This window comes from Haloarcula sp. Atlit-7R (assembly GCF_003666065.1).
Lineage (GTDB): Archaea > Halobacteriota > Halobacteria > Halobacteriales > Haloarculaceae > Haloarcula > Haloarcula taiwanensis.
This window is the reverse complement of sequence record NZ_QXIK01000003.1, coordinates 184,235-204,342: the sequence shown is the minus strand read 5'-3', so window position 1 is coordinate 204,342 and position 20,108 is coordinate 184,235. Positions and strand designations below refer to the sequence as shown.

The 20,108-nt window shown below is 65.1% G+C and carries 22 protein-coding genes; 15 read left to right on the top strand and 7 right to left on the bottom strand.

All coding sequences use genetic code 11. The features are described 5' to 3' along the window. The first annotated feature begins 87 nt into the window (after positions 1-87). Entirely contained in the window at positions 88-480 is a 393-nt protein-coding gene (locus D3D01_RS08305) for a nuclear transport factor 2 family protein (RefSeq protein WP_121511864.1), read from the top strand. A 1-nt stretch (position 481) separates the two neighbouring features. Here D3D01_RS08305 and D3D01_RS08300 read toward each other — a convergent pair whose 3' ends face one another. Continuing rightward, a complete protein-coding gene (locus tag D3D01_RS08300) occupies positions 482-1,084 on the bottom strand; it encodes a class I SAM-dependent methyltransferase (RefSeq protein WP_101351252.1) in 603 nt (200 codons plus the stop codon). A 46-nt stretch (positions 1,085-1,130) separates the two neighbouring features. Beyond that, on the bottom strand, positions 1,131-1,871 hold the full coding sequence (gene hisA, locus D3D01_RS08295; RefSeq protein WP_121512095.1) for a 1-(5-phosphoribosyl)-5-[(5-phosphoribosylamino)methylideneamino]imidazole-4-carboxamide isomerase: 741 nt from the start codon (positions 1,869-1,871) through the stop codon (positions 1,131-1,133). A gap of 99 nt (positions 1,872-1,970) precedes the next feature. On the opposite strand from hisA, the gene D3D01_RS08290 reads away from it, so the two are divergent. The 7 genes from D3D01_RS08290 to D3D01_RS08260 all read left to right on the top strand — a co-directional run bounded on the left by D3D01_RS08290 (position 1,971) and on the right by D3D01_RS08260 (position 8,717). Next, positions 1,971-2,843 (top strand): hypothetical protein, encoded by an 873-nt coding sequence (locus tag D3D01_RS08290; protein WP_121511863.1) that lies wholly within the window; start codon positions 1,971-1,973, stop codon positions 2,841-2,843. Positions 2,844-2,996: 153 nt separating this feature from the next. Next, the gene (locus tag D3D01_RS08285) at positions 2,997-4,160 is read left to right on the top strand and encodes an inorganic phosphate transporter (RefSeq protein WP_101351250.1); all 1,164 of its coding nucleotides are present in this window, start codon (positions 2,997-2,999) and stop codon (positions 4,158-4,160) included. 141 nt (positions 4,161-4,301) lie between these two features. Next, positions 4,302-5,510, top strand: a complete 1,209-nt coding sequence (locus D3D01_RS08280; protein WP_101351249.1) for an inorganic phosphate transporter — start codon at positions 4,302-4,304, stop codon at positions 5,508-5,510. Positions 5,511-5,635: 125 nt separating this feature from the next. After that, entirely contained in the window at positions 5,636-6,025 is a 390-nt protein-coding gene (gene fer1 / locus D3D01_RS08275; RefSeq protein WP_101351248.1) for a ferredoxin Fer1, read from the top strand. A gap of 102 nt (positions 6,026-6,127) precedes the next feature. Continuing rightward, complete coding sequence (locus tag D3D01_RS08270) at positions 6,128-7,156, top strand: A24 family peptidase (RefSeq protein ID WP_101351247.1); 1,029 nt, start codon at positions 6,128-6,130, stop codon at positions 7,154-7,156. A gap of 47 nt (positions 7,157-7,203) precedes the next feature. Further along, complete coding sequence (gene hisI, locus D3D01_RS08265) at positions 7,204-7,566, top strand: phosphoribosyl-AMP cyclohydrolase (RefSeq protein ID WP_053966672.1); 363 nt, start codon at positions 7,204-7,206, stop codon at positions 7,564-7,566. Further along, the gene (locus D3D01_RS08260) at positions 7,566-8,717 is read left to right on the top strand and encodes a hypothetical protein (protein WP_121511862.1); all 1,152 of its coding nucleotides are present in this window, start codon (positions 7,566-7,568) and stop codon (positions 8,715-8,717) included. The genes hisI and D3D01_RS08260 overlap by 1 nt, the downstream gene beginning before the upstream one ends. On the opposite strand, the gene glmM is transcribed toward D3D01_RS08260, so the two are convergent. After that, on the bottom strand, positions 8,702-10,081 hold the full coding sequence (gene glmM / locus D3D01_RS08255; protein WP_121511861.1) for a phosphoglucosamine mutase: 1,380 nt from the start codon (positions 10,079-10,081) through the stop codon (positions 8,702-8,704). The genes D3D01_RS08260 and glmM overlap by 16 nt on opposite strands. Positions 10,082-10,167: 86 nt before the next feature. On the opposite strand from glmM, the gene pyrE reads away from it, so the two are divergent. Together pyrE and D3D01_RS08245 are read left to right on the top strand one after the other, a co-directional pair. Beyond that, the gene (gene pyrE, locus D3D01_RS08250; RefSeq protein ID WP_121511860.1) at positions 10,168-10,719 is read left to right on the top strand and encodes an orotate phosphoribosyltransferase; all 552 of its coding nucleotides are present in this window, start codon (positions 10,168-10,170) and stop codon (positions 10,717-10,719) included. Positions 10,720-10,803: 84 nt separating this feature from the next. Next, positions 10,804-11,052: a glutathione S-transferase N-terminal domain-containing protein gene (locus D3D01_RS08245; protein WP_121511859.1), complete on the top strand. Its 249-nt coding sequence runs from the start codon at positions 10,804-10,806 to the stop codon at positions 11,050-11,052. Between the two features lie 57 nt (positions 11,053-11,109). Here the strand turns inward: D3D01_RS08245 and D3D01_RS08240 are convergent, their stop codons facing one another. Next, positions 11,110-12,078, bottom strand: coding sequence for a transcriptional regulator (locus D3D01_RS08240; RefSeq protein ID WP_121511858.1), 969 nt, complete (start codon positions 12,076-12,078; stop codon positions 11,110-11,112). Positions 12,079-12,207: 129 nt separating this feature from the next. On the opposite strand from D3D01_RS08240, the gene D3D01_RS08235 reads away from it, so the two are divergent. Beyond that, on the top strand, positions 12,208-13,473 hold the full coding sequence (locus tag D3D01_RS08235; RefSeq protein ID WP_121511857.1) for a tRNA(Ile)(2)-agmatinylcytidine synthase: 1,266 nt from the start codon (positions 12,208-12,210) through the stop codon (positions 13,471-13,473). A gap of 508 nt (positions 13,474-13,981) precedes the next feature. Continuing rightward, positions 13,982-14,185: a hypothetical protein gene (locus D3D01_RS08225; protein ID WP_101351490.1), complete on the top strand. Its 204-nt coding sequence runs from the start codon at positions 13,982-13,984 to the stop codon at positions 14,183-14,185. On the opposite strand, the gene D3D01_RS08220 is transcribed toward D3D01_RS08225, so the two are convergent. Next, positions 14,182-15,246 (bottom strand): pyridoxal-phosphate dependent enzyme, encoded by a 1,065-nt coding sequence (locus tag D3D01_RS08220; protein WP_121511856.1) that lies wholly within the window; start codon positions 15,244-15,246, stop codon positions 14,182-14,184. The two genes, D3D01_RS08225 and D3D01_RS08220, sit on opposite strands and share 4 nt — an antisense overlap. A gap of 263 nt (positions 15,247-15,509) precedes the next feature. Further along, entirely contained in the window at positions 15,510-16,466 is a 957-nt protein-coding gene (locus tag D3D01_RS08215; protein WP_101351238.1) for a succinylglutamate desuccinylase/aspartoacylase family protein, read from the bottom strand. Between the two features lie 135 nt (positions 16,467-16,601). Between D3D01_RS08215 and D3D01_RS08210 the strand changes: the two genes are divergently transcribed. After that, positions 16,602-16,817 carry a hypothetical protein gene (locus D3D01_RS08210; RefSeq protein ID WP_004959447.1) on the top strand — a complete coding sequence of 72 codons (216 nt, stop codon included), beginning with the start codon at positions 16,602-16,604 and terminating at the stop codon, positions 16,815-16,817. A gap of 4 nt (positions 16,818-16,821) precedes the next feature. On the opposite strand, the gene D3D01_RS08205 is transcribed toward D3D01_RS08210, so the two are convergent. Beyond that, on the bottom strand, positions 16,822-18,045 hold the full coding sequence (locus D3D01_RS08205) for a potassium channel family protein (RefSeq protein WP_101351237.1): 1,224 nt from the start codon (positions 18,043-18,045) through the stop codon (positions 16,822-16,824). Between the two features lie 156 nt (positions 18,046-18,201). On the opposite strand from D3D01_RS08205, the gene D3D01_RS08200 reads away from it, so the two are divergent. Together D3D01_RS08200 and citZ are read left to right on the top strand one after the other, a co-directional pair. Beyond that, positions 18,202-18,564, top strand: a complete 363-nt coding sequence (locus D3D01_RS08200; protein WP_121511855.1) for a hypothetical protein — start codon at positions 18,202-18,204, stop codon at positions 18,562-18,564. A gap of 180 nt (positions 18,565-18,744) precedes the next feature. Next, entirely contained in the window at positions 18,745-19,890 is a 1,146-nt protein-coding gene (gene citZ / locus D3D01_RS08195) for a citrate synthase (protein ID WP_101351235.1), read from the top strand. The last annotated feature ends 218 nt before the right edge of the window (positions 19,891-20,108 follow it).

The window sequence follows — 20,108 nt, the reverse complement described above, 5'->3', positions numbered from 1 at the left end:
CCGCGGCGTAAGGATTGCGGGTCGGGAGAGTGTGGTCGAAGCCGCCGGACGTGACCAGTGAAGGGGCCACAGGCTCAAGTGTCGCATATGGATGCGACAGAGACCATCGAGGCTTACTACGTAGCGTTGCGGGCCGGCGAGCCGCTCGGCCCCTTTTTCGCCGCCGACGAAGACCGCTCGGTGGTCAAATTCGGTATCTCTGAACAGTTGGCCGGGACCGACGCTATCAGGACAGGACTGCGGGAACAGACCGAGACGACGACCGACTGGGCCGTCGAGAGCCAGGCGCTCGAGGTGACAGAGCGCGATGGCTACGCGTGGTTCAGCGACGTCGTGCGACTGTGCTGGACCGACGCCGAGAGCGGGGCCCGTCACGAGTACGACACCCGTTGGAGCGGGACGCTGGTGGCCACAGACGACGCTCGCCCGTGGCAGTTCGTTGGGATGCACGTCAGCACTGCCGACGACCTGCGTGCGTGACTCAGTCCGCGGCGAGCGTGGCGAAGACGAACTCGCTGTCGCTCCCGAGCGGGTCCGTCGCAGTGACCGTCTCCGTCCCGGTGAAGCCGGCGTCGGCCAACTGGTCGAGCGTCGCCCGCCGGCCCGGTGCCGAAAAGAACATCGACCCGCCCATCCAGCCCCGCCGGACGGTCTCGAATTGGCCGCTCGGCAGCGTCAGCAACACGACACCGCCCGGACGGAGCACGCGAGCGAACTCACGGTAGACAGTCGGGTGCTGGTCTCGCGGGACGTGAAAGACGGCGTGATAGGCAGTGACGGCGTCCACGCTGTCGGTCGCGACTGGGAGCGCCGTCATGTCCCCCTGCACGAGCCGGCTGTCGGGCACTGTCTCGGCGGCGAGGTCCAGCCCCGCTCTGGAGAAGTCGAGACCGACGCTGTTCGGCGGGAGGTTCGCAAGCGTCCGCGCGCCGTCACCACAGCCCACGTCGAGGACAGTCGGCGCTTCGGAGAGGCGTTCGAGTAAATCGTCGAGCAGAGCTGCGTCCGATCCGGTCGGGTCACGCCGCTCGGCGTAGGTTTCAGAGACGCTGTCCCACGCGCGGCGCACCTCGTTGCGGTCCATACATCTTGTGAGCGCGCCACACAGTTATGCGTTCAGCTACCCCGACCTATTCCGATGACTCGTCGAGGGCGTCAATCGCCGCGTCGAGCGTGAACTGGCCCTCGTAGAGCGCGCTGCCGACGACGACGGCGGCGGCCCCGGACGACCGGAGCGCCAGCACGTCGTCGATGGTTGCCACGCCGCCGCTGGCGACGACGGGGATGTCGACGGCTTCGACCAGCCGGCGGACCGGCTCGGTGCGAACGCCCTCTAACTGGCCTTCCACGTCCACGTCGGTAAACAGGATGCCGCCGGCCCCGAGGTCGGCGTACCGCTCGGCAGCGTCAGCGGGGTCCAGTCCGGTCCCCTCGGTCCAGCCCGACACCACGACTTCGCCGTCCTTCGCGTCGAGGCTCACCAGCACACTGCCGGGGTGTTCGGCGCTGATTTCGCCGACGACTTCCGGCGTCTCGACGGCGGCGGTTCCGAGGATGACGCGGTCCAGTCCGCGGTCCAGCAGCGAGACGGCGTCCTCGGCGGTTCGGATGCCGCCGCCCAACTGCACGTCCACATCGGCTCCTACTGCGTCGAGGACGGCGTCGATGGCCGCCGCGTTCTGTCGCTCGCCCTCGAACGCGCCGTCGAGGTCGACAAGGTGGAGCGTCTTCGCCCCGGCGTCGACCCACCGCTGAGCGGCCTCGACCGGGTCGCCGTAGGTTTTCTCCGTGCCGCGTTCGCCGCCGACAAGCTGGACCACTTGTCCGTCCTGCATATCGACCGCGGGGATGACCTCGAACTCGGGAAACATGGCCGGTGGTCCGGCGGCAGCCGTCGAAAGCGTGTCGGTCCGATGCGTGCGGACGCCAGTGACCCGCATGCTTTTACGCTGTGATGGGAAAGGTCCGCCATGGGTACTGCTACACTCGTCCTCACACCGCTCGCCCGCCGGCTCGAAGCGCTCATGTTTGGGCCGTACGAGCGTGAGTACCAGCTCTTCGAACAGGCTGTGATGGTCGTCGCCGCCAGTCTGGCGCTGGCCTGGGGGCTGGCCGAGTTCGGCGTTCTCCCGCTCGGTGCCGGCGCGGTGTCGGTACTTGCGACCGCGGCCAGCATCGCCATTTCGGCGTTCGTCGTCGTCGGGTTGCTACAGTTTCTCGTCCTCGCGAACGTCCTCGAACGGACGAACGAGGATGTCGCCACCAAAGCCGCTGAACTCGAAGAGGCCGCCGAGCAACTGGAAACGACAGCTGAGGAGCTAGAGACGACCGCCGACGAGGTCGAAACCGCCGCTGAGACGGTCGACAAGGCCGCCGAGGATGTCGAGCAGACCGCCGACGAAGTTGAGCAGACCGCCGACGAGGTGGAACAGACTGCTGACGAAGTGGAGGAAACCGTCGACGAGGTCGAACAGACAGCCGACGAAGTCGAGCGGACGGCCGACGAAGTCGAACAGACTGCGACCGAGGCTGGCGACGAGGACGCCGCTGAGAAGGTCACCGAGGTCAAGGACAAGACGACCGAAGTCAAGGACAAGACAACGGAAGTCAAAGACAAGACAACCGAGGTCAAGGACAAAGCGACAGAAGCGAAAGACAAAACGACTGAACTGAAAGACAAAACGACTGATGTCAAGGATAGGACCAGCGATGCGAAACAGACCGCTGAATCAGTCACCGACGAGGTCGAAGCGGCCAAGGAAACGGCAAGCGAGGTCGAGGAGACAGCGTCAGAAGTCGAAGAGACGGTGCCGGCTGACAACGGCGATGGCGACCGCGACTGAACGGCTGTGACGGTCGGCCATCGATTGTGCGCGATGGACGGGCGTACGGGCTGCTCTGTGGCCCATCCCGACGAGACGCCAGCCTTGAATCGTGTGTCTCCGAGAGCGGTCACGAACGGTATTATTTAGACCCGTCAGGAGTTGCTGTTGGACATGGTCTCGATTCTCTTCGCTATCGGGCTTCTGGTTGCCATTTTCGTCGGTTTCAACATCGGTGGCTCTTCGACCGGTGTTGCTTTTGGTCCGGCAGTGGGGTCGGACACGCTCTCGAAGGAGTGGGCCGCCGTCCTGATGTCGGCGTTCGCACTCCTCGGCGGGGCAACCATCGGAACGGAGGTCATCGATACGATGGGCGGTCGCATCGTCCCGAGCGGACAGTTTACCCTCCTCGCGAGCGTCGTCATCCTCTTTTTCGTTGGACTTGCCCTGCTGGTCTCGAACCTGTTTGGGGTGCCGGCATCGACTTCGATGACTGCCGTCGGTGCTATTGCCGGTCTCGGCGTCGCGACCGGGACTATCGACTGGACCGTGATGGGGCGTATCGTCTCGTGGTGGCTCGTCGCGCCTATCACTGCGTTCTGGCTGTCGGCAGTCGTCGGACGCTACCTCTACCCACATCTCGAAGTCAGGGTCGCCTTCGAGAGCACGGGGCCGGACACGTCGCGGCGTGAGCGGATCGGACAGTTTCTGGTCGTCGCTATCGGCTGTTATATGGCGTTTTCCGCGGGGGCGTCGAACGTCGCCAACGCTGTCGCTCCCCTTGTCGGCAGCGGCGAGCTGGGGCTCTATCCGGGCGTCGCGCTCGCTGGTGGCGCTATCAGCATCGGTGCGTTCACCATCGCTCGGCGAACGCTCGATACGGTCGGGAACGATCTCACCGAACTCCCGATTCTCGCGGCGCTCATCGTCGAGACCGTGAGTGCGACAATCATCGGGTTGTTATCCTGGGCCGGAATCCCAGCGAGTCTGGCGGTCTCAGCAACAATGTGCGTCGTCGGTCTGGGGTGGGGCCGGGCCACCCGGACGACAACTCTGGCTGACGCAGCGGGCGCGGCTGTCACCGGGGCCGCCGCTAGCGGTGGAGGTGGTAGCGTTACCGTTGACGCGCTGACGACCGACCGCGATGAAGCTGCGTGGTCGCCACCGGAGGAGCGCGAAGTCGAACCAATCGGTCAGGAAGACCCGGAGTCCGTAACCTCGGCGGCAGACCTCTTCGACCCCGCCGCGACTGGTCGCGTTGTCATGCTCTGGATACTGGCACCGTCGATGTCAGCCCTTGCGTCGTTTCTGGTATTCCAGTACGTTCTCGCCTACTGATTCACTCACGTCTGGGATATTCGCTCCCGGCCCCGACAGTCGTCACCGACAGAACGGTGCATCACTGCGTCTCGCCACCTCGGTCGCACAACGCGCTGGCGAAGGCGGTACCCTTTACCTGACGACGACAGTTGGTAGCGTATGGTCGAAGTTCTCTTTGCCCTCGGTGTTCTGGTAGCTATTTTCGTCGGCTTCAACATCGGGGGGTCATCCACGGGTGTCGCGTTCGGGCCTGCGGTCGGATCGAACACGCTTTCGAAACTCTCGGCAGCGGCCCTGATGACGATATTCGCGATGGCTGGCGGGCTCCTTGTCGGCCCGGCCGTCGTCCAGAGCCTGGGCAGTGACCTCGTCGCCACGCAGTTCTCGCCGCTGATCAGCATCGTCGTCCTGTTTTTCATCGGCGTCGCGCTGTTCCTCTCGAACGTGGTCGGGGTTCCGGCGTCGACGTCGATGACGGCCGTCGGCGCTATCGCTGGCCTGGGCCTCGCTCGCGGGACGTTGAACGCCGCCCTGATGCTCGAAATCGTCTCGTGGTGGCTCGTCTCGCCAATTATCGCCTTCTGGGTCAGCGGCGTCATCGGGCGGTACTTCTATCCGAGACTCGTCGAGTGGTTCGCCGTCTCACAGAGCGAGGGGGCGCTACTGGATTTCGACCGCTCCGGTGCGATTCCGCGGCCGGCGCTCGGCGAGAACACGACACCACGTGAGTTCGTCGGGACCGTCGTCGTCATCGGTATCGGATGTTACATGGGCTTCTCTGCGGGAGCATCGAACGTCGCCAATGCCGTTGCACCGCTCGTCGGCAACGGCTCTCTGGAGCTGTACCCGGCCATCCTGCTCGGCGGCGGCGCTATCGGCCTCGGTGCGTTCACCATCGCCCGCCGGACGATGGACACGGTCGGCAACGACCTGACCGACCTCCCGCTGGTCGCCGCCATTGTCGTCGCGGCAGTCGCCTCGACTATCGTCACCTTCCTTTCCGCGCTGGGTATCCCGGCCAGTTTCGTCATCATCGCCACAATGAGCATCGTCGGACTCGGGTGGGGTCGTGCGACGCGAACGACGAGCCTCTCAGACACTGTGCAGGGAGAAGCACCCGTCGCGTCTGTCGGTGCGCTGACCACCGACGCGGAAGCCGCAGACGCCCCGACTGTCGGTGGCAACAAAGGGACGCCGAAGCCGGCCGAGACCGACCCCATCGGCGAGGAATCGCGTGAGGACATCCCGTCGGCGTCTGATCTGTTCGAACCTGGGACCACTGCGAGAGTGATTTTCCTCCAGAACGTCGTCCCCTCGATTGCGACCCTCGCGGCGTATCTGGTGTTCAGGTTCCTCCCGATCACCTGAGCAGTAATCGGCCCCGCACAGCAGTCCTCGATTCACGGCGAATCCCCGCGTTGTCCCTCATTATTTTGCACGACCTAAAACGGAAGGGCAAAGTCTAACAGGGCGGGGTTCGAACCAATCAGGTGATGCCCACGGTAGAGTACCTTAACTACGAAGTAGTGGACGACAACGGCTGGGACATGTACGACGACGACGTCTTCGCAGAGGCGTCGGACCTCGACCTCGACGACGAGGACCACGGGTCCCTTGACGTGAACGAAGGCGAGTACATTCTGGAAGCCGCCGAGGCGCAGGGCTACGACTGGCCCTTCTCGTGTCGCGCCGGTGCCTGTGCGAACTGTGCCGCCATCGTTCTCGAAGGCGACATCGACATGGATATGCAGCAGATCCTCAGCGACGAGGAAGTCGAAGACAAGAACGTTCGCCTGACCTGCATCGGCAGCCCGGACGCCGACGAGGTCAAAATCGTCTACAACGCCAAGCACCTCGACTACCTGCAGAACCGCGTCATCTAACGCGGCTCCTGCAGCGCACTACACTTTCTGCTTCCAGTAGCGACTGCCACTGACAACTGTTGTACCGGAACCATTAGGGGGGCCGCTGTACTGCGTATAGCCGTGCTTGGGTCGATACCGGACCTGCTTCGGCTGGTCGCCGTCCCGGTGTTCGGGTGGGCGGCCTACCGCGATGTGAAAACCCGCCGGGTGCCGAACCGGACCTGGACCCCGCTTGCCGCGCTGGCGGTCGTCCTCCTGCTGTGGGACGCCTACACCGTCTGGACCGGCCCGACAGCGGTCGGCCAGCGGCTGTTTCTCATCAGGGTCGCCATCAGCCTCGGCTTCGTCATCCCGCTGTCGTACGGCTTCTGGCTCATCGGTGGGTTCGGCGGGGCCGACGCGAAGGCGTTCATGCTCGTCGCTGTCCTCTTTCCGGTGTATCCGGTGTACTACCTGCCGACTGTCGCGCTCCCGCTCCAGCAGAGCGCCATCGGCGTCTTCTCGCTGACGATTCTCTCGAACACCGTGCTCGCCGGCGTCGTCTACCCGCTGGCCGTCGCCGCCGGGAACCTCGCCCGGGGTCGTTTTTCGCTGGCGATGTTCATCGGGCGGCCCGTTTCCGTCTCCGCCGTCACCGAGGAGTACGGTCGGCTGCTCGAATCGCCCGACGGATTCGACCGCGGCGGTCTCGACCTCGATGCGCTCCGGATGTACCTCCAGTGGCGTGGCTGCTCGCTTGCCGATATCCGCGCTGACCCGGACCGGCATCGCCTCCCGACCTCGCTACCGCGGGTTCCCAACGACCCCGGCGACGGCTCGCTGGCGACCGACGGCGGCGACCCGGTGGCCGACGACGTGAACGGGACGGGCGGTCGCGGTGACGACGCATCCTCCCAGGCTGTGACTGATGACACCGACGCCGTCGACGACCCGTGGGGTGCCGAGCGGTTCCTTGACGATATCGACCACTCGGCCTACGGCACGTCACCGGCCCAGCTCCGTGATGGGCTGGACGTGCTGGTCGAACAGGACGAGGTGTGGATTTCGCCCGGCATTCCGTTCCTCGTCCCGATGTTCGCGGGGCTGGTCGTTTCACTCACCTACGGCGACGTGCTGTTCTCGCTGTTGCAGGCAGTCGGGCTGGCCTGACCCCAGACAGCAGAAGACCTATTTTCCGGACACGCCTCGGCCTGAGTATGACTGACGTCGACCTTGCGTTCGACGAGCAGGAGTACATCCCGGCTGTCGCGCAGGACGCAGACTCCGGCGAGGTGCTCATGCTCGCCTACGTCACCGAGGAAGCGCTCCGGAAGACCCGCGAGACAGGGGAGGCTCACTACTACTCGCGGAGCCGGGACGAACTCTGGCACAAGGGCGGGACGAGCGGCCACACGCAGGCCGTCGAAGAGGTGCGGGTCGACTGTGACGGGGACGCGCTGCTATACATCGTCGACCAGACCGGCGGGGCGTGCCACACCGGCTACGAGTCCTGCTTCCACCGGACTGTCGACGGCGAGACGGTCGGCGAGCAAGTGTTCGACCCCGACGACGTGTACTGATGGCGCGGTCCGATACTGAGACCGAACTCAGCGCGGGCACCCCGGACGTCGTCGAGCGCCTCGAACAGGTCGCCGAGGCGCACGACCGGGCACAGACGCGCGTCGAGGAGGTCGGCGCAGACGCGCTCCGTGACTGCCGTGACATCTACAGCGAACTGCGGAACCTGCTCGAAAGCTACGACGGGCGGGCGACCGGCGGCGGCGACTTCGAGGCGTTCATGGAGTTTCAGGGCCGCGTCGGGACGCTGACCGACGACCTTCCCGAGGACCTGCCCGAGCGCGATACCTTCGAGGAAATCGACGACTTCCTCCAGCAACGGCGGCTCACCGAGGGCGACTTCGAGCAGGCCCGCGAGATGCTGTCGCCCATCGGCGACCTCGTCGGGCGGCTCGACGAACTCGACGACGCACGCGAGCGGTACAAGAAGGCCCGGACCGAGGCGAACCGTCGACGCAACGAACTGAGCGACCGCATCGACGATCTGGAACGCCTCCAGCGTCTCGGCGACGCCGACCTCGATGCCCCGGTCGAGCGCCTCCGTGAGCCAATCGAGCGCTACAACGACGCCGTCACCGAGGCGTTTGCCGAGTTTCGGCGCAATACGCCGGCTAAGGACGCGCTGGCAGTCATCGACCGGGCGGACGCGTACCCGCTGGTCGAGTTCCGGTCCCCACCTGCGGAACTGCTGACCTACGTTCGCGAGCACGACGCCGGCCGGGAGCCGATTCCGAAGCTACTGGAGTACGCCGACTACTCTGCCTCGAAGCTAGACCACTACGTCGACGACGCCGCGGCGCTCCGCAGCGCCGTCGCCACCCGACAGACGTACCTCCGGCGGCTCGACGCCGAGCCGGTACGGATCAACTGGCCGCCGCCGTCGGCCGATGCCCTGCCGTGGTACTGCCGGGAGTACCGCTCGGTCGTCGCCCGATTTGCCGACGAGTCCGTGGTCGCGGCGCTACGGGAGGTGCGTGGACTCGCGGAGCGGGACGACTACGAGCGGCTCCGGGAGAGCGCCGTCGCTCGCTCGGAACTCACGGAATCAGAGCGCGAGCGACTGGCAAGCGGCGCTGTCGAACAGGAACTATCGACCGCCCGCGAGGCCAGGGCGGCTATCGACGACGCGCTGGAGACTTATTCGCCGCTGTAGGTGTCTGTCCGCTGGGTCGCGCGACTGACCATCGTTTCGGCCAACTCTTCCGCGCGGTCGAGCGTGCGCGCTTCGGCATAGACACGGACGACGGGCTCTGTGCCGGACGGCCGAGCCAGCACCCAGCCGTCGCCGTAGTCGAGGCGATAGCCGTCCGTCGTGTCGAGGTCGGCCGTCGCGTCGTTCGCGTGGGCCTCAATGCCTTCGAGCATCGCTTCGCGCTCGTCTTCGGTCTCGTATTCGAGGTTCCGCCGGACGTTGTAGTAGTCGTCGTAGTCCGCGGCCACCTCGCTTGCGGGCCGTTCGGCGACGAGTTCGAGGAACTTCGCGGCGGTGAACGCGCCGTCCCGGGCAATGCGGTAGTCGGGGAAGAGGATGCCGCCGTTGCCTTCGCCGGCAATCGCGACGTGGGTCCCCTCGTTCTGGAGTTTGCGGATACGGCTGACGATATACGTCGAGCCGATGGGGGTAAGTGAGAGAGTCGCGCCGGCGTCTTCGACCACGTCCACAAGGCGCTGGGAGGCGTTGACCGCAGAGACGACGCCGTCGTCCGACTCGATTTTTGCCGCCGCGAGCGCGGCCAGCGCGGCGTCGCCCTCGATGTGGGTTCCGGTCTCGTCGACGAACATCCCGCGGTCGGCGTCGCCGTCGTGAGCGAAGCCGAGGTCGGCGTCGGTCGCGCGGACGAACGCCCGCAGGTCTTCGAGGTTCTCGGCGACGGGTTCGGGGTCGCGGCCGGGGAAGTGGCCGTCGGGCTGGGTATTGACGGTGTGGACTTCACAGCCGAGTTCGCGGAACAGGTCGGGGCTCGTCAGCGAACCGGCGCCGTGGCCGGGGTCAACGACGACAGTGAGGTCGGCGTCGGCGATGCGGTCGCGGTCGACGGCAGACAGCACCTGCTCGCGGTAGCGGCGGCGGGCGCTCTTGATGGCGGTGTCGGACCCGACTGTCTCCCAGTCCGCGTAGGTCGGGGTGTCGTCCCGGAGGGACTGCTCGACGTGGTCGAGCGTATTCCGCGTCAGTTCGACGCCGTCCGCGCCGATGAGTTTCACCCCGTTGTACGCGGCCGGATTGTGGCTCGCGGTGATCATCACGCCCGGGACTGCCTCACGCTCGCAGTAGGCCTGCAATCCCGGTGTCGGCACGACGCCGAGGCGGTCGACGTCGAACCCGACGGTCGTCAGGCCGCTCGTCGCGGCGTTAATAAACGTCCGTCCGGTCGTCCGCGTATCCCGGGCGATCGCGACGCGGTCGTGGTCGTCACGCCAGACGTCCCCGGCGGCCTGTGCAACCCGAAGGACGTACCGCGGTGTCAGCTCATCGCCCGCGACACCTCGGACGCCACTCGACCCGAACACTTGCATTCGAGCGAGTGTCCGATGCGGAGGGGCTTAGGAATGTCGCTGTCCGAATTCAACAGTCATTAGCCCCGTGACCGTGCAGTGAGCGTATGGTAAACGACGACCTCATCGCGGCGCTGCGAGACGCTGACGCCGTCAAGTTCGGGGAGTTCGAACTCTCTCACGGCGGCACGTCGAACTACTACGTCGATAAGTACGTCTTCGAGACCAACCCCGACTGTCTGGACCTCATTGCCGGGGCTTTCGCCGAGCGAATCGCTGAGTGGGACACGGACGCCACACTCGCTGGTGTTGCCCTCGGTGCAGTCCCGCTGGTCGCGGTCACCAGTGTCGAGACCGACATACCCTATGTCATCGCTCGCAAGCAGGCCAAGGAGTACGGCACGGGCAACCGAATCGAAGGTGACCTGACCGACGGTGACGAGGTCATCATTCTTGAAGACATCGCCACGACCGGCCAGAGCGCGGTCGACGCCGCCGAGGCACTTCGCGAGGCCGGCGCTGTTGTCAACCGCGTGCTCGTCGTCGTCGACCGCGAGGAGGGGGCCAGCGAGAACCTCGCTGACCACGGCCTTGAACTCTCTTCACTCGTGACTGCCTCTGACCTGCTCGCCGGCGCACCCGACGACATCGACGTGTAGCGCAGGCGGAATCGCTGTCGACGGTGCGCGGCCGAGACACAGCACCGATGTGTTCTTGACGCTGGCTCGCTTACAACCGGTGTAATGGCTAATCTCGAACTCTATGAGCTCGAAGGCTGTCCGTACTGTGCAAAGGTAATCAAGAAACTCGACGAGTTGGACCTCGACTACGAATCTCACATGGTTCCACGGTCCCACAGCGACCGGACCGAAGTGAAGGAGGTGTCGGGCCAAACCGGTGTTCCGGTCCTCGTCGACAAGGACAACGGCGTCGACGGGATGCCTGAATCCGACGACATCGTCGAGTATCTGGAAGAAACGTACGGGCAGTAGACCCACCGCTTACGATCTTCTCGTTTTCCCGTAGCAGCGAAAACGGTGAGCGCCCGCTCAGGCGACTTCTTCGCGGTCTTCGCCACGCTCCATAATGAGGTCGCGCAGGTCGGTGGCGTCCTGGATATCGTCCATCTCCTCTTTCTCGATGAGCGCGGTCCCCTCGACGGATTCGCGTCGGAGCTCGTCGACGACGTACACCGACCGGGTCCGGGTCACCTCGCCGACTGAGGACATGATGCGCGCTCGCTTTTCGGCCGTTTCGGTGAACGCCGAGTGACCGGCAAGGACCTGCCCGTGTTCGTCCTCGCTCTCGTTGACGCTCTTGAACGGCGCGCGGTCCGTCGGGTGGACCTCGAAGCCGATACGCGTGAACACCGTCACAATCGGCTCGTCTTCCGGTGCAACGTCGGGGTCGTCCGGTGTCGGCTCGTCGTCTCGGACTTCTTCAGCGCCGTCGAGGACGCTCACCGGCGAGGTCAGCGGCGCGTCGAACAGGTCTTCCAGTTCGGCGGCCACCTCGACTGAGGCGTCCATCCCGTCCTCGTATTTCGAGACTGTCCGCCGGGAGACGCCCAGTTCCTTCGCCAGCCGGCCAAGCGACCAGTCGCGGTCCTCGCGCACGTCGGCGAGGACCTCGGAGTCGATATTGACGTAGAGTCCGCCCGGGGCGGCGTAGATGAGCGGCGGGACCTCCTCGACGAACAGGTCCATCGCGGTGTCGGGAGACAACACGGGGACGCCGTGCCGGAAGTACACAACACCGGGTTTCAGCTCCTCGTCGCGCGTCCGGAGGCCGATCACGATCGGTGTGGCATTCAGATACGTGCCCAGTCGCCGCATCTCGCCCCCGGTCTGTGCGTCGAAGGCGTCGATGTTGCCCAGTATCTTCAGGAGCAACACGTCCTCGCCGCGACGGGCAGCGATGTCGAAACTCTTCGGGCGAATCGCACAGCGGTCGCTGACGAGGAAGCCAGCGTCTTCGAGCATCGCCATGACGTTTTCCACCAGCGCCGACCGTGACATAGTACTCTGTACCTCTACTGAGTCTAGCCCGCTCACCCATTATATGTATTGTGCCGTCCGTTGCCTCTCAGGCCGAATTGGGGGGTCCGTGACGAAAGGCGTTTGACCGCTTCGGGGCTACAGCGTAGCGTGACTGTCGTCGGCCTCGATGATACGGACTCGCGCGAACGGGGAATGTGTACGACCTACGCCGCCGCCACCCTCGCAGAGTCGATACGGAACGCTGGGGGGACTGTCGAGCGACTGCTCCTCGTCCGTCTGAACCCCGCCGTCGAACACAAGACCCGCGGGAACGCGGCGCTGGCGGTTCATACTGACCTCGACGCCGACGTGGCGCTGGGGCTAGTCGAAGACGTGTTTGACATGGCCGAGACCGACGACCCACGGACCAATCCCGGCGCAATCGTCGCCGACTGTGACCCCGACGCCGTCCCGCCGCAGGTCGCAACGTTCGCCCGCGAGGCAATCCAGTCGATACAGGACCCGATGGCCGCGACGACGCTCGCTGACGTGGTCGGGTTCGCCCGCTCTCAGCGGGGCAACGGCCGCGGACTGGTCGGCGCGCTTGCGGCGGTCGGGGCCTGGGCCGCGCTGTCGGACTGGACCTACGAACACATCGCCTACCGGGAGCAAGACCGGTGGGGCACCGAGCGGACGGTCGACAGCGCGAGCGTCCGGGCCGCGGCTGAGGAGTACTACCCCAACGTGTGGGATACCGCCGACCGTGCATCTGGCTATCCGGTCTGTGTGCCGCGGACGCCGTGCCCGATTCTCTACGGGATTCGCGGCGACGACCCCGACGCCTGCCGCGCCGCCGCCGACGCTATCGACAGCGAGCCCATTGCTCGTCGGGCGACCTTCGTGACGAATCAAGGGACCGATGTGCATCTACAGGATGCCGCTGTCGACGCGGTCACGGCCGACAGCGCCTACCGCGTTACCGGCAACGTGGTCGAAACTCCGGAGACGCGGGCGGGGGGACACGTGTTTCTCACCCTCGAAGGTGACAGCGCGACCCTCGACTGTGCGGCTTTCGAGCCGACGAAGGGCTTTCGCGACCGGGTCCGCTCGCTCAGAGTCGGCGACCGAATCACCGCCTGTGGGGAAGTGACTGACGGGACGCTCAAACTGGAGAAGTTCGCGGTCCGGAACCTCGTCCGGACAGAATCCGTCACACCGGACTGTCCGGACTGTGGTCGGTCGATGAAATCCGCTGGCCGGAACCAGGGCTATCGGTGTCGGGACTGCGGGACCAGCGCTGACGGCAAAGCTGAACAGTCCATCGAGCGAGGACTGGAGTACGGGTGGTACGAAGTGCCGCCGGTCGCGCGCCGCCACATCGCGAAACCGCTGGTTCGCGGCGGCTTCGACGCGCCTACTCACCCGTCTCGCTGAGAGGAAGTGGTTCGCTGTCTCCCCGAAACGTGTCGAACACGGGGCGGGACGATCAGGAGAGAGCTGACAGCGTTTGTGTGTGGTTGGCGGAGCTGTGTACTCCGCTCGCCCGGTGGTCATTCGGCGTTCAGCTTTTGCCTGCTATTCGGTTCGAATTGGCTACTGGCGAGTAAGCACCACGAATGTTCCAGTAATACGGGGATATACGTCAATTTAGACTACGGATAACAATGTTGATATACCGTTATGTGGGGCCATGAGCACGGACGGGTCGGATACTCAGCGGTGACATACGGCAGACGGCGACATCGCCGAGAAGCTATTGACTGTCGAACACGAGCCGGCTGCGGGTGGTGGCCAGCGTTCAGTTCTCTATCCGCCCAGCAGCACGGGCTCCGGACTGGCTGGCCGTTTCGTCGAACCTTCTCGTCTCTCTCGACGACGTTCAGTAGTCCTTACGCCCGATAATCGACTGGTAACAATAGTAACACCTGTTGTGAGTCCGGACATGGACTCCGATACCCGGTCGACGAGCGAGGTGACGGCGGCGACTGCTGACGACGAGGGAACGCTGCCTGCCGTGGTACGCTCCCGTCCCGACGGCACCGAGCGGCTCATCTGTTACGCGCCAGATGTCGACACGGCAGACGTAGAGGACCAGTGGCTCTCCGTCGATGCCGACTTTCCGGTCTCGACGCTGCTGATGCGTTAGTTGTTTCGTCCGGTCAACGCGACAACCACGTCGTCACCGTCCTGGAGTTCTCCCCGCTCTCTGAACTGCGTCAGCGCCGCTGTCGCCGTCGCACAGGTCGGTTCAACGTGAAACCCCGCTGCACCGAGCCGATCACGTTCCCGCGCCGTTGCTGCCGCGGAGACAGCGATGGCGGCCCCATCGGTCTCGTCGATGGCGTGCCGTATTTGCTGGCCACGCGGCGGGTCCCGGATGTGAATCCCGTCGGCGAGCTCGTTGGCAGCAGCATCGTCTGAACTGCTCCCGTCCTCGTCAGCGATAGGACTGTACCCGACCGCTTGCGTCCCCAGTATCCGAGGGACAGCATCCGTCCATCCAGCTTGCTCAAGTGCCCGAAATCCGCGGTAGAGACCGAGATACAGCGTCCCGTGACCGAGCGGCGTGACGACGGCGTCCGGGACGGTCCAGTCCCGCTGGGCGGCGATCTCGTAGGCGGTCGTCGCCGTCCCGGCGAAGAAGGCGGGGTTCCAGGCGTGGCTGGCGTACCACCCCGACCCGCTCTCCACGGCGTCGATACAGGCCTCGGTTACGGCCTCTCTACTTCCCTCGACTGGGAGCACGTCTGCGCCGGTTCGTTTGATGCGGCGAACCTTCGCGTCTTTTGCGCTCGCGGGGATGTATATCTCCGCGTCCAGCCCCGCCCGCGCCGCGTAGGACGCGACTGCCAACCCAGCGTTGCCCGAGGAGTCTTCGAGTACCCGGTCGGCCCCGACGTCAAGCGCTTCGGCGATGACCGTTGCCGCGCCGCGGTCCTTGAAACTCCCAGTCGGGTGGAGATACTCCAATTTAAACGAGGCGTCCCACCCGGGCGCGTCGACCAGCGGCGTCCAGCCCTCGCCGAGGCTGACTCGCTCGTCCACAGGGAGGAACTCGGCGAAGTCCCAGACGCCGCTGGTCCGTGAGAACTGCCCTGGTTGGCTGTCGGGCAGTGGCTGGCTGGCGTAATCAAGCGGTGCCCCACAGGAACACCGCCAGGGACTCTCGCGGGGGTACTCTCGGTCGCAGACGCTACAGGTTCGCATGGGCTTGCTCCGTGGCGAACCGTCCAAAAGCTGGCGGCGTCTGCGGTCGCGGTCGTCGGTGCCTGCGGCCAGTGTTGTGGAGCCCATAGCGCGGTGGCCGGGCGGCCGCTCCGTCGGCCGCCCCGGGGAAAGGCAGGTCAGTAAGCGAGCAGACGCGGCGCGAAGCGCCGCGTTTCACAGGACCGAGCGGACGAGGTCCCGCGTTTTCCAAGCTCTTGTAAGCGGAGTTCGCGTAGCGACTCCCTTGCGGTGAAAAGTGGTTCCTAGTAGGTATCGATGTTCGTCCCGACTGAACAGACGTATTCGCCGGTCGCAACCTGCGGGAGCCGGCGAGCACGCCAGAACACGCCACTGGAGTCGGCAGTGATTTCGGCCTTCGGGTCGCCGAACACGTCGGTCACCTCGAACAGCGTCTCGCCGCGGGAGACGCGGTCACCGAGGTCGGGCTTGAGGTCGATGAGGCCGCCAACGGGGGAGCCGTACTGTTCGAACCCGGTGGCACGAGTCTGGGGGCGCGTATCGTGGTGGCCGTCGAGGAAGCCGTAGTAGTGCAGGACGTTGAAGACGCCGTTGACGCCCCGCTGGATAGAGCCTTCGTCCCAGCCGACACAGCCGCCGAGTTCGGGGTCGATCGTCGGCACGCCCTCGTCTGGGGCAGCGCGGGCCAACTGCCCGTCGGGACCTTTCTGGTCGAGGATGTAGCCACAACCGAACACTTTCGCGAGTTCGAGACACTCCTCGTGGAGGCGATGGCGGGTGCCACACCGGACCCGCACTTCGTCGATCATCTGTGAGGTCGAGCCCTGATGCAGGTCGAGCACGTAGTCGGCGCTGATGGCGGCGTTGAACGTCGCCGCGGCAATGCGCTCGCTCGACGTTCCAGTTTTGTCGCCCGGATACGCCCGGTTCATCTTCGTGTCGTCGATTGGATTACGGTGCTCGGCGACCTGAAACGCGTGGTAGTTGACGACGCCACAGACCAGAATCGTCCCGGACAGTTCCGTCGGGTCGAGTTGCGGGAGCGTCCGCTGGATGACGCCGACACCGTTCAGTTCGTCGCCGTCGCTGGCCGCCTGAATGTAGAGCGTCCGTCCGTCGTCGACACCGTTGACGACGGCGACCGGTAGCCCGAACGTCGACCCGTCGCGGGTCTCACCGACCTCCAGCCGCCCCGTGTCTTTCTCACCGGGAGCGGCGGTCGCCGTACCGAAAGTAACCATTGTTCCCACGTTTGCCTTGGGAGCCTTTACTGGTTCGGATTTCGCCAACAGTTGCGCCGGATCGACGGCATCTTGGGGACGCCGACCCTACTGGCCGGTGTGTCCCAGTCCGAGCCACAGAGCGGCAAAGCGGCAATGGTCGCGGCGCTGAACGTGCCACGCAACGCGAAAATCGGATTCGTGCTCGCTGGCCTGTTTACCGCGGGGCTGTTCGCTCTGTTCGTCCTGCCAGGGGCCCAGCGACCGATCGGATTCTACGTGGCGCTGGCGTTCGTCCTCGCGACGTCGCTGGGCGGGCTGCTGACAGCGCTGTTCACGGCGGTCTCGGCTGTTCGGCTCGCCAGGCAGTAACGAGCTACTCTCCCCCGGTCAGGTCCGTAAGCCGGTCGCCCCCGGTTCGAGTTCCTTTCGCGATGAGTACGTCGCCGGTTCGAATCTCCGTTTCCGGTCCCGGCGAGATAACCCAGTCGCCGCCTTTCCGGCCGGTGCGTTCGCTCTCGCCGGCCGCCCGCCGGACAGCGATGATGCGCATGCCGGTCGCCGTCTTGACTTCCGCGTCGCCGATGGTCCGCCCGGCGAGGTCGCTGTCGGGGTACACCGTGGTCCGAACGATAACCTCGTCGGACTCCTGGACGGCCTCGGCGACGACCGGATGCGTCGATAGCCCCCGCAGGACGCCTTCGCTCATTTCCAGCGCGGCATCGGAGATGACCTCCGTCGACCGGGCCAGGTGGACGAGGCCCCGCAGCGACACGGGGTCGTCGATGTCGGCGGCGGCCCGGAGCGTCCAGGCCTCGAACCGGGACTGGAGCGCGTCGACCTCGGCTTCGAGCTCGACGACCTCCTCGGCGACCTCCGTGCTGTCGAACAGCACCGCGCCGTAGGCCAGGTCGACCGCCAGTTCGCCCATGTCTTTCATCAACACGATGGAGTCGACGGCGCGTTCGAGGTCGCGGACGCCACCTTCGGGCGGCTCCGGCGGCTCGTACGCGTCCCCGGTGGCGTCCCGGTAGACTTCGGCGACGCCGGTCTCGGGGCCGCGAAACAGCACCACGTCGCCCGCTTCGAGGCGCGTCTCCCGGTTGGGATTGAGCAGCCAGTTCCCCTGCCGGCGAATCGCCAGCGCGCGGACGCCGGTCTCGGTTTCGAGGTTCAGACCCCCGAGCGTCTCGCCGGCTAGCGGGGAGGCCGAGCCGATTGTCGCCCGCACGAGCGTCTCGACCGCCTCGGGCAGCGCCGCCCGCATCGTGTCCGGGAGGCCGATGTCCTCCAGTACGACCTTGGCGATGTCGCCGGCGGCGTCGCTTATTTTCTCTGCGGCCCCGACCATCCCCAGAACTGGGGCGAGCGATTCCGCGTCCGCTGTCGACCGGCAGGCCATCAGGAGGCTCATGCGTGCGCGCAACTGGAGCACGTCCATCTTCTCCTCCAGTTCAAGCACCTCCGCGGCCACGTCGTCGCTCCCCAGCAGGACGGCCGAGTACGAGAGGTCGATGAGCAGCTCAGCGGTGTCTTTCATCTCGGCCAGCACCTGCTTGACGCTGACCGGTTCGTACTCGACCGTCCCTGTCGGGTCCATAGCCGCCGGTTCGACGGCCCCGAGCAAAAGCGTTCCTCACTGTGTGGAACGGTAGCGTGATTTCTCGACGGCCCCCGACGTGCCGGCGCGGGCGGCGACTATGTACGGCTCGGGTCGATTCACGCTACCTTTCAGTCCAGAGAAATTTGTTTCGGCATGTCCGAAATAGCCGACACTATCCACGATTTCGGAGAGTCTACGCCCCGTGTCGTCGCTGACCTCCACAGCACCACCTTCGAAATCGAGTACATCCGCGACGACGTGGCGGGCAGTTACTCTGATAGAGATCTCGACAAAGCGTACAAACTCATCATGGCACACACCGTCACCGGCGACGATTTCAAGTCGCTCATCGGCGAGGGGCGATTCAACGCACAGACGTTGTTTTTCGAGGACATTATCGTGTTTTTCTTCCCATCGGGACGATACGAGGGGGTCTTTGCGTCCTTCGATTATGACGACAGCTTCCCCGTGAACGACCTCGTGAGGGCAGTCTCGGAAACGCGGTCGGACCGGTAGCGGCTGCTCGACGGCGGTGGGACCACAGGCTGACCAGTCACCATCACAGGGCTGAGCCTACTGAAACGGCGGTGACGGCGACTAACAACTGAACGAACGTCCAGTCTCGCGATCCTGACATTGTGCCACACACGCTCAGAAAGAAAATGTTTTTCCCGGAAGGTAGGGAACTGATTGCGTATGTCCGACGACCTCAAGAAGGGACTCGAGGGTGTCATCGTCGCCGAGTCCGAACTCAGCGTTATCGACGGCGACGCTGGCAAACTCGTGTATCGGGGGTACACCATCGAGGACCTCGCCAAGGGTGCCAGCTACGAAGAGGTGCTGTACCTGCTCTGGCACGGCCACCTGCCCAACCGGGACGAACTCTCCGAGTTCAAGCGTGCGATGGTGGACGCACGCGACGTGGACGACGACGTCATCTCGACCGTCCGGCAGCTCGCCGAGGCGGACGAGGACCCGATGGCAGCGCTCCGGACTGCGGTGTCGATGCTCTCGGCGTACGACCCCGCGCCCGAGGACGCCGAGCCGACCGACGAGACGGTCAACCTCGAAACGGGTCGGCGCATCACGGCCAAGATTCCGACTATCATCGCGGCATTTACCCGCATCCGCGACGGCAAGGAGCCTGTCGATCCTCGTGACGACCTCGACCACGCGGCGAATTTCCTCTACATGCTCAACGGCGAGGAGCCGGACGACGTGCTCGCTGACGTGTTCGACCAGGCGCTCGTGCTCCACGCCGACCACGGTCTCAACGCCTCGACGTTCTCGGCCATCACGACGGCGTCGACGCTGTCGGACGTTCACAGCGCGGTCACCTCCGCCATTGGAACGCTGAAAGGACCGCTCCACGGCGGCGCCAACCAGGACGTTATGGAGATGCTCAAAGAGGTCGACGACGCCGAATCCGATCCGCTCGACTGGGTCAAAAACGCCCTTGACGAGGGCCGCCGCGTCTCCGGCTTCGGCCACCGCGTCTACAACGTCAAGGACCCGCGGGCAAAGATTCTCGGCGAGCGCTCGAAGGAACTCGGCGAGGCCGCCGGCACGCTCAAGTGGTACGAGATGTCGACCACCATCGAAGACTACCTCATGGAAGAGAAAGGTCTGGCCCCAAACGTCGACTTCTACTCGGCGTCGACGTACTACCAGATGGGCATCCCAATCGACATCTACACCCCCATCTTCGCGATGTCCCGCGTCGGTGGCTGGGTCGCCCACGTCTTCGAGTACATCGAGGACAACCGCCTGATTCGCCCGCGCGCCCGCTACGTCGGCAAGAACCCCGACGAGACCACGTTTGTGCCGCTGGACGAGCGATAGGCCCTACCGCTACTTTTCGTCTGAAGAGTGGGTTACTGACGGCCGTGAGCGCGTTTCACCGCGCGAACCGGGGACGGGCAGGGCGGCCAGCATCCGGCGGCGACGCCGCCGGTTCTCGGAATCGGCCCAAGATGCATCTCCTGTCGAGTCTCTCCAATATCGAACTCTGCGGTAACGGACGCGTAGCGACTGTCCGCGAACGAAGTGAGCGGTTCACC

Bases quoted from the DNA above. Each gene is read 5' to 3' on its own strand.
- D3D01_RS08210 (WP_004959447.1), top strand. From the start codon at position 16,602: ATGGTCGCGGCGCTGAACGTGCCACGCAACGCGAAAATCGGATTCGTG.
- hisI (WP_053966672.1), top strand. From the start codon at position 7,204: ATGACTGACGTCGACCTTGCGTTCGACGAGCAGGAGTACATCCCGGCT.
- hisA (WP_121512095.1), bottom strand. From the start codon at position 1,871: ATGTTTCCCGAGTTCGAGGTCATCCCCGCGGTCGATATGCAGGACGGA.
- D3D01_RS08215 (WP_101351238.1), bottom strand. From the start codon at position 16,466: ATGGTTACTTTCGGTACGGCGACCGCCGCTCCCGGTGAGAAAGACACG.
- D3D01_RS08220 (WP_121511856.1), bottom strand. From the start codon at position 15,246: ATGCGAACCTGTAGCGTCTGCGACCGAGAGTACCCCCGCGAGAGTCCC.
- D3D01_RS08240 (WP_121511858.1), bottom strand. From the start codon at position 12,078: ATGTCACGGTCGGCGCTGGTGGAAAACGTCATGGCGATGCTCGAAGAC.
- D3D01_RS08280 (WP_101351249.1), top strand. From the start codon at position 4,302: ATGGTCGAAGTTCTCTTTGCCCTCGGTGTTCTGGTAGCTATTTTCGTC.
- D3D01_RS08225 (WP_101351490.1), top strand. From the start codon at position 13,982: ATGGACTCCGATACCCGGTCGACGAGCGAGGTGACGGCGGCGACTGCT.
- D3D01_RS08305 (WP_121511864.1), top strand. From the start codon at position 88: ATGGATGCGACAGAGACCATCGAGGCTTACTACGTAGCGTTGCGGGCC.
- D3D01_RS08205 (WP_101351237.1), bottom strand. From the start codon at position 18,045: ATGGACCCGACAGGGACGGTCGAGTACGAACCGGTCAGCGTCAAGCAG.
- D3D01_RS08200 (WP_121511855.1), top strand. From the start codon at position 18,202: ATGTCCGAAATAGCCGACACTATCCACGATTTCGGAGAGTCTACGCCC.
- fer1 (WP_101351248.1), top strand. From the start codon at position 5,636: ATGCCCACGGTAGAGTACCTTAACTACGAAGTAGTGGACGACAACGGC.
- D3D01_RS08300 (WP_101351252.1), bottom strand. From the start codon at position 1,084: ATGGACCGCAACGAGGTGCGCCGCGCGTGGGACAGCGTCTCTGAAACC.
- D3D01_RS08245 (WP_121511859.1), top strand. From the start codon at position 10,804: ATGGCTAATCTCGAACTCTATGAGCTCGAAGGCTGTCCGTACTGTGCA.
- pyrE (WP_121511860.1), top strand. From the start codon at position 10,168: ATGGTAAACGACGACCTCATCGCGGCGCTGCGAGACGCTGACGCCGTC.
- D3D01_RS08260 (WP_121511862.1), top strand. From the start codon at position 7,566: ATGGCGCGGTCCGATACTGAGACCGAACTCAGCGCGGGCACCCCGGAC.
- glmM (WP_121511861.1), bottom strand. From the start codon at position 10,081: ATGCAAGTGTTCGGGTCGAGTGGCGTCCGAGGTGTCGCGGGCGATGAG.
- D3D01_RS08285 (WP_101351250.1), top strand. From the start codon at position 2,997: ATGGTCTCGATTCTCTTCGCTATCGGGCTTCTGGTTGCCATTTTCGTC.
- D3D01_RS08290 (WP_121511863.1), top strand. From the start codon at position 1,971: ATGGGTACTGCTACACTCGTCCTCACACCGCTCGCCCGCCGGCTCGAA.
- citZ (WP_101351235.1), top strand. From the start codon at position 18,745: ATGTCCGACGACCTCAAGAAGGGACTCGAGGGTGTCATCGTCGCCGAG.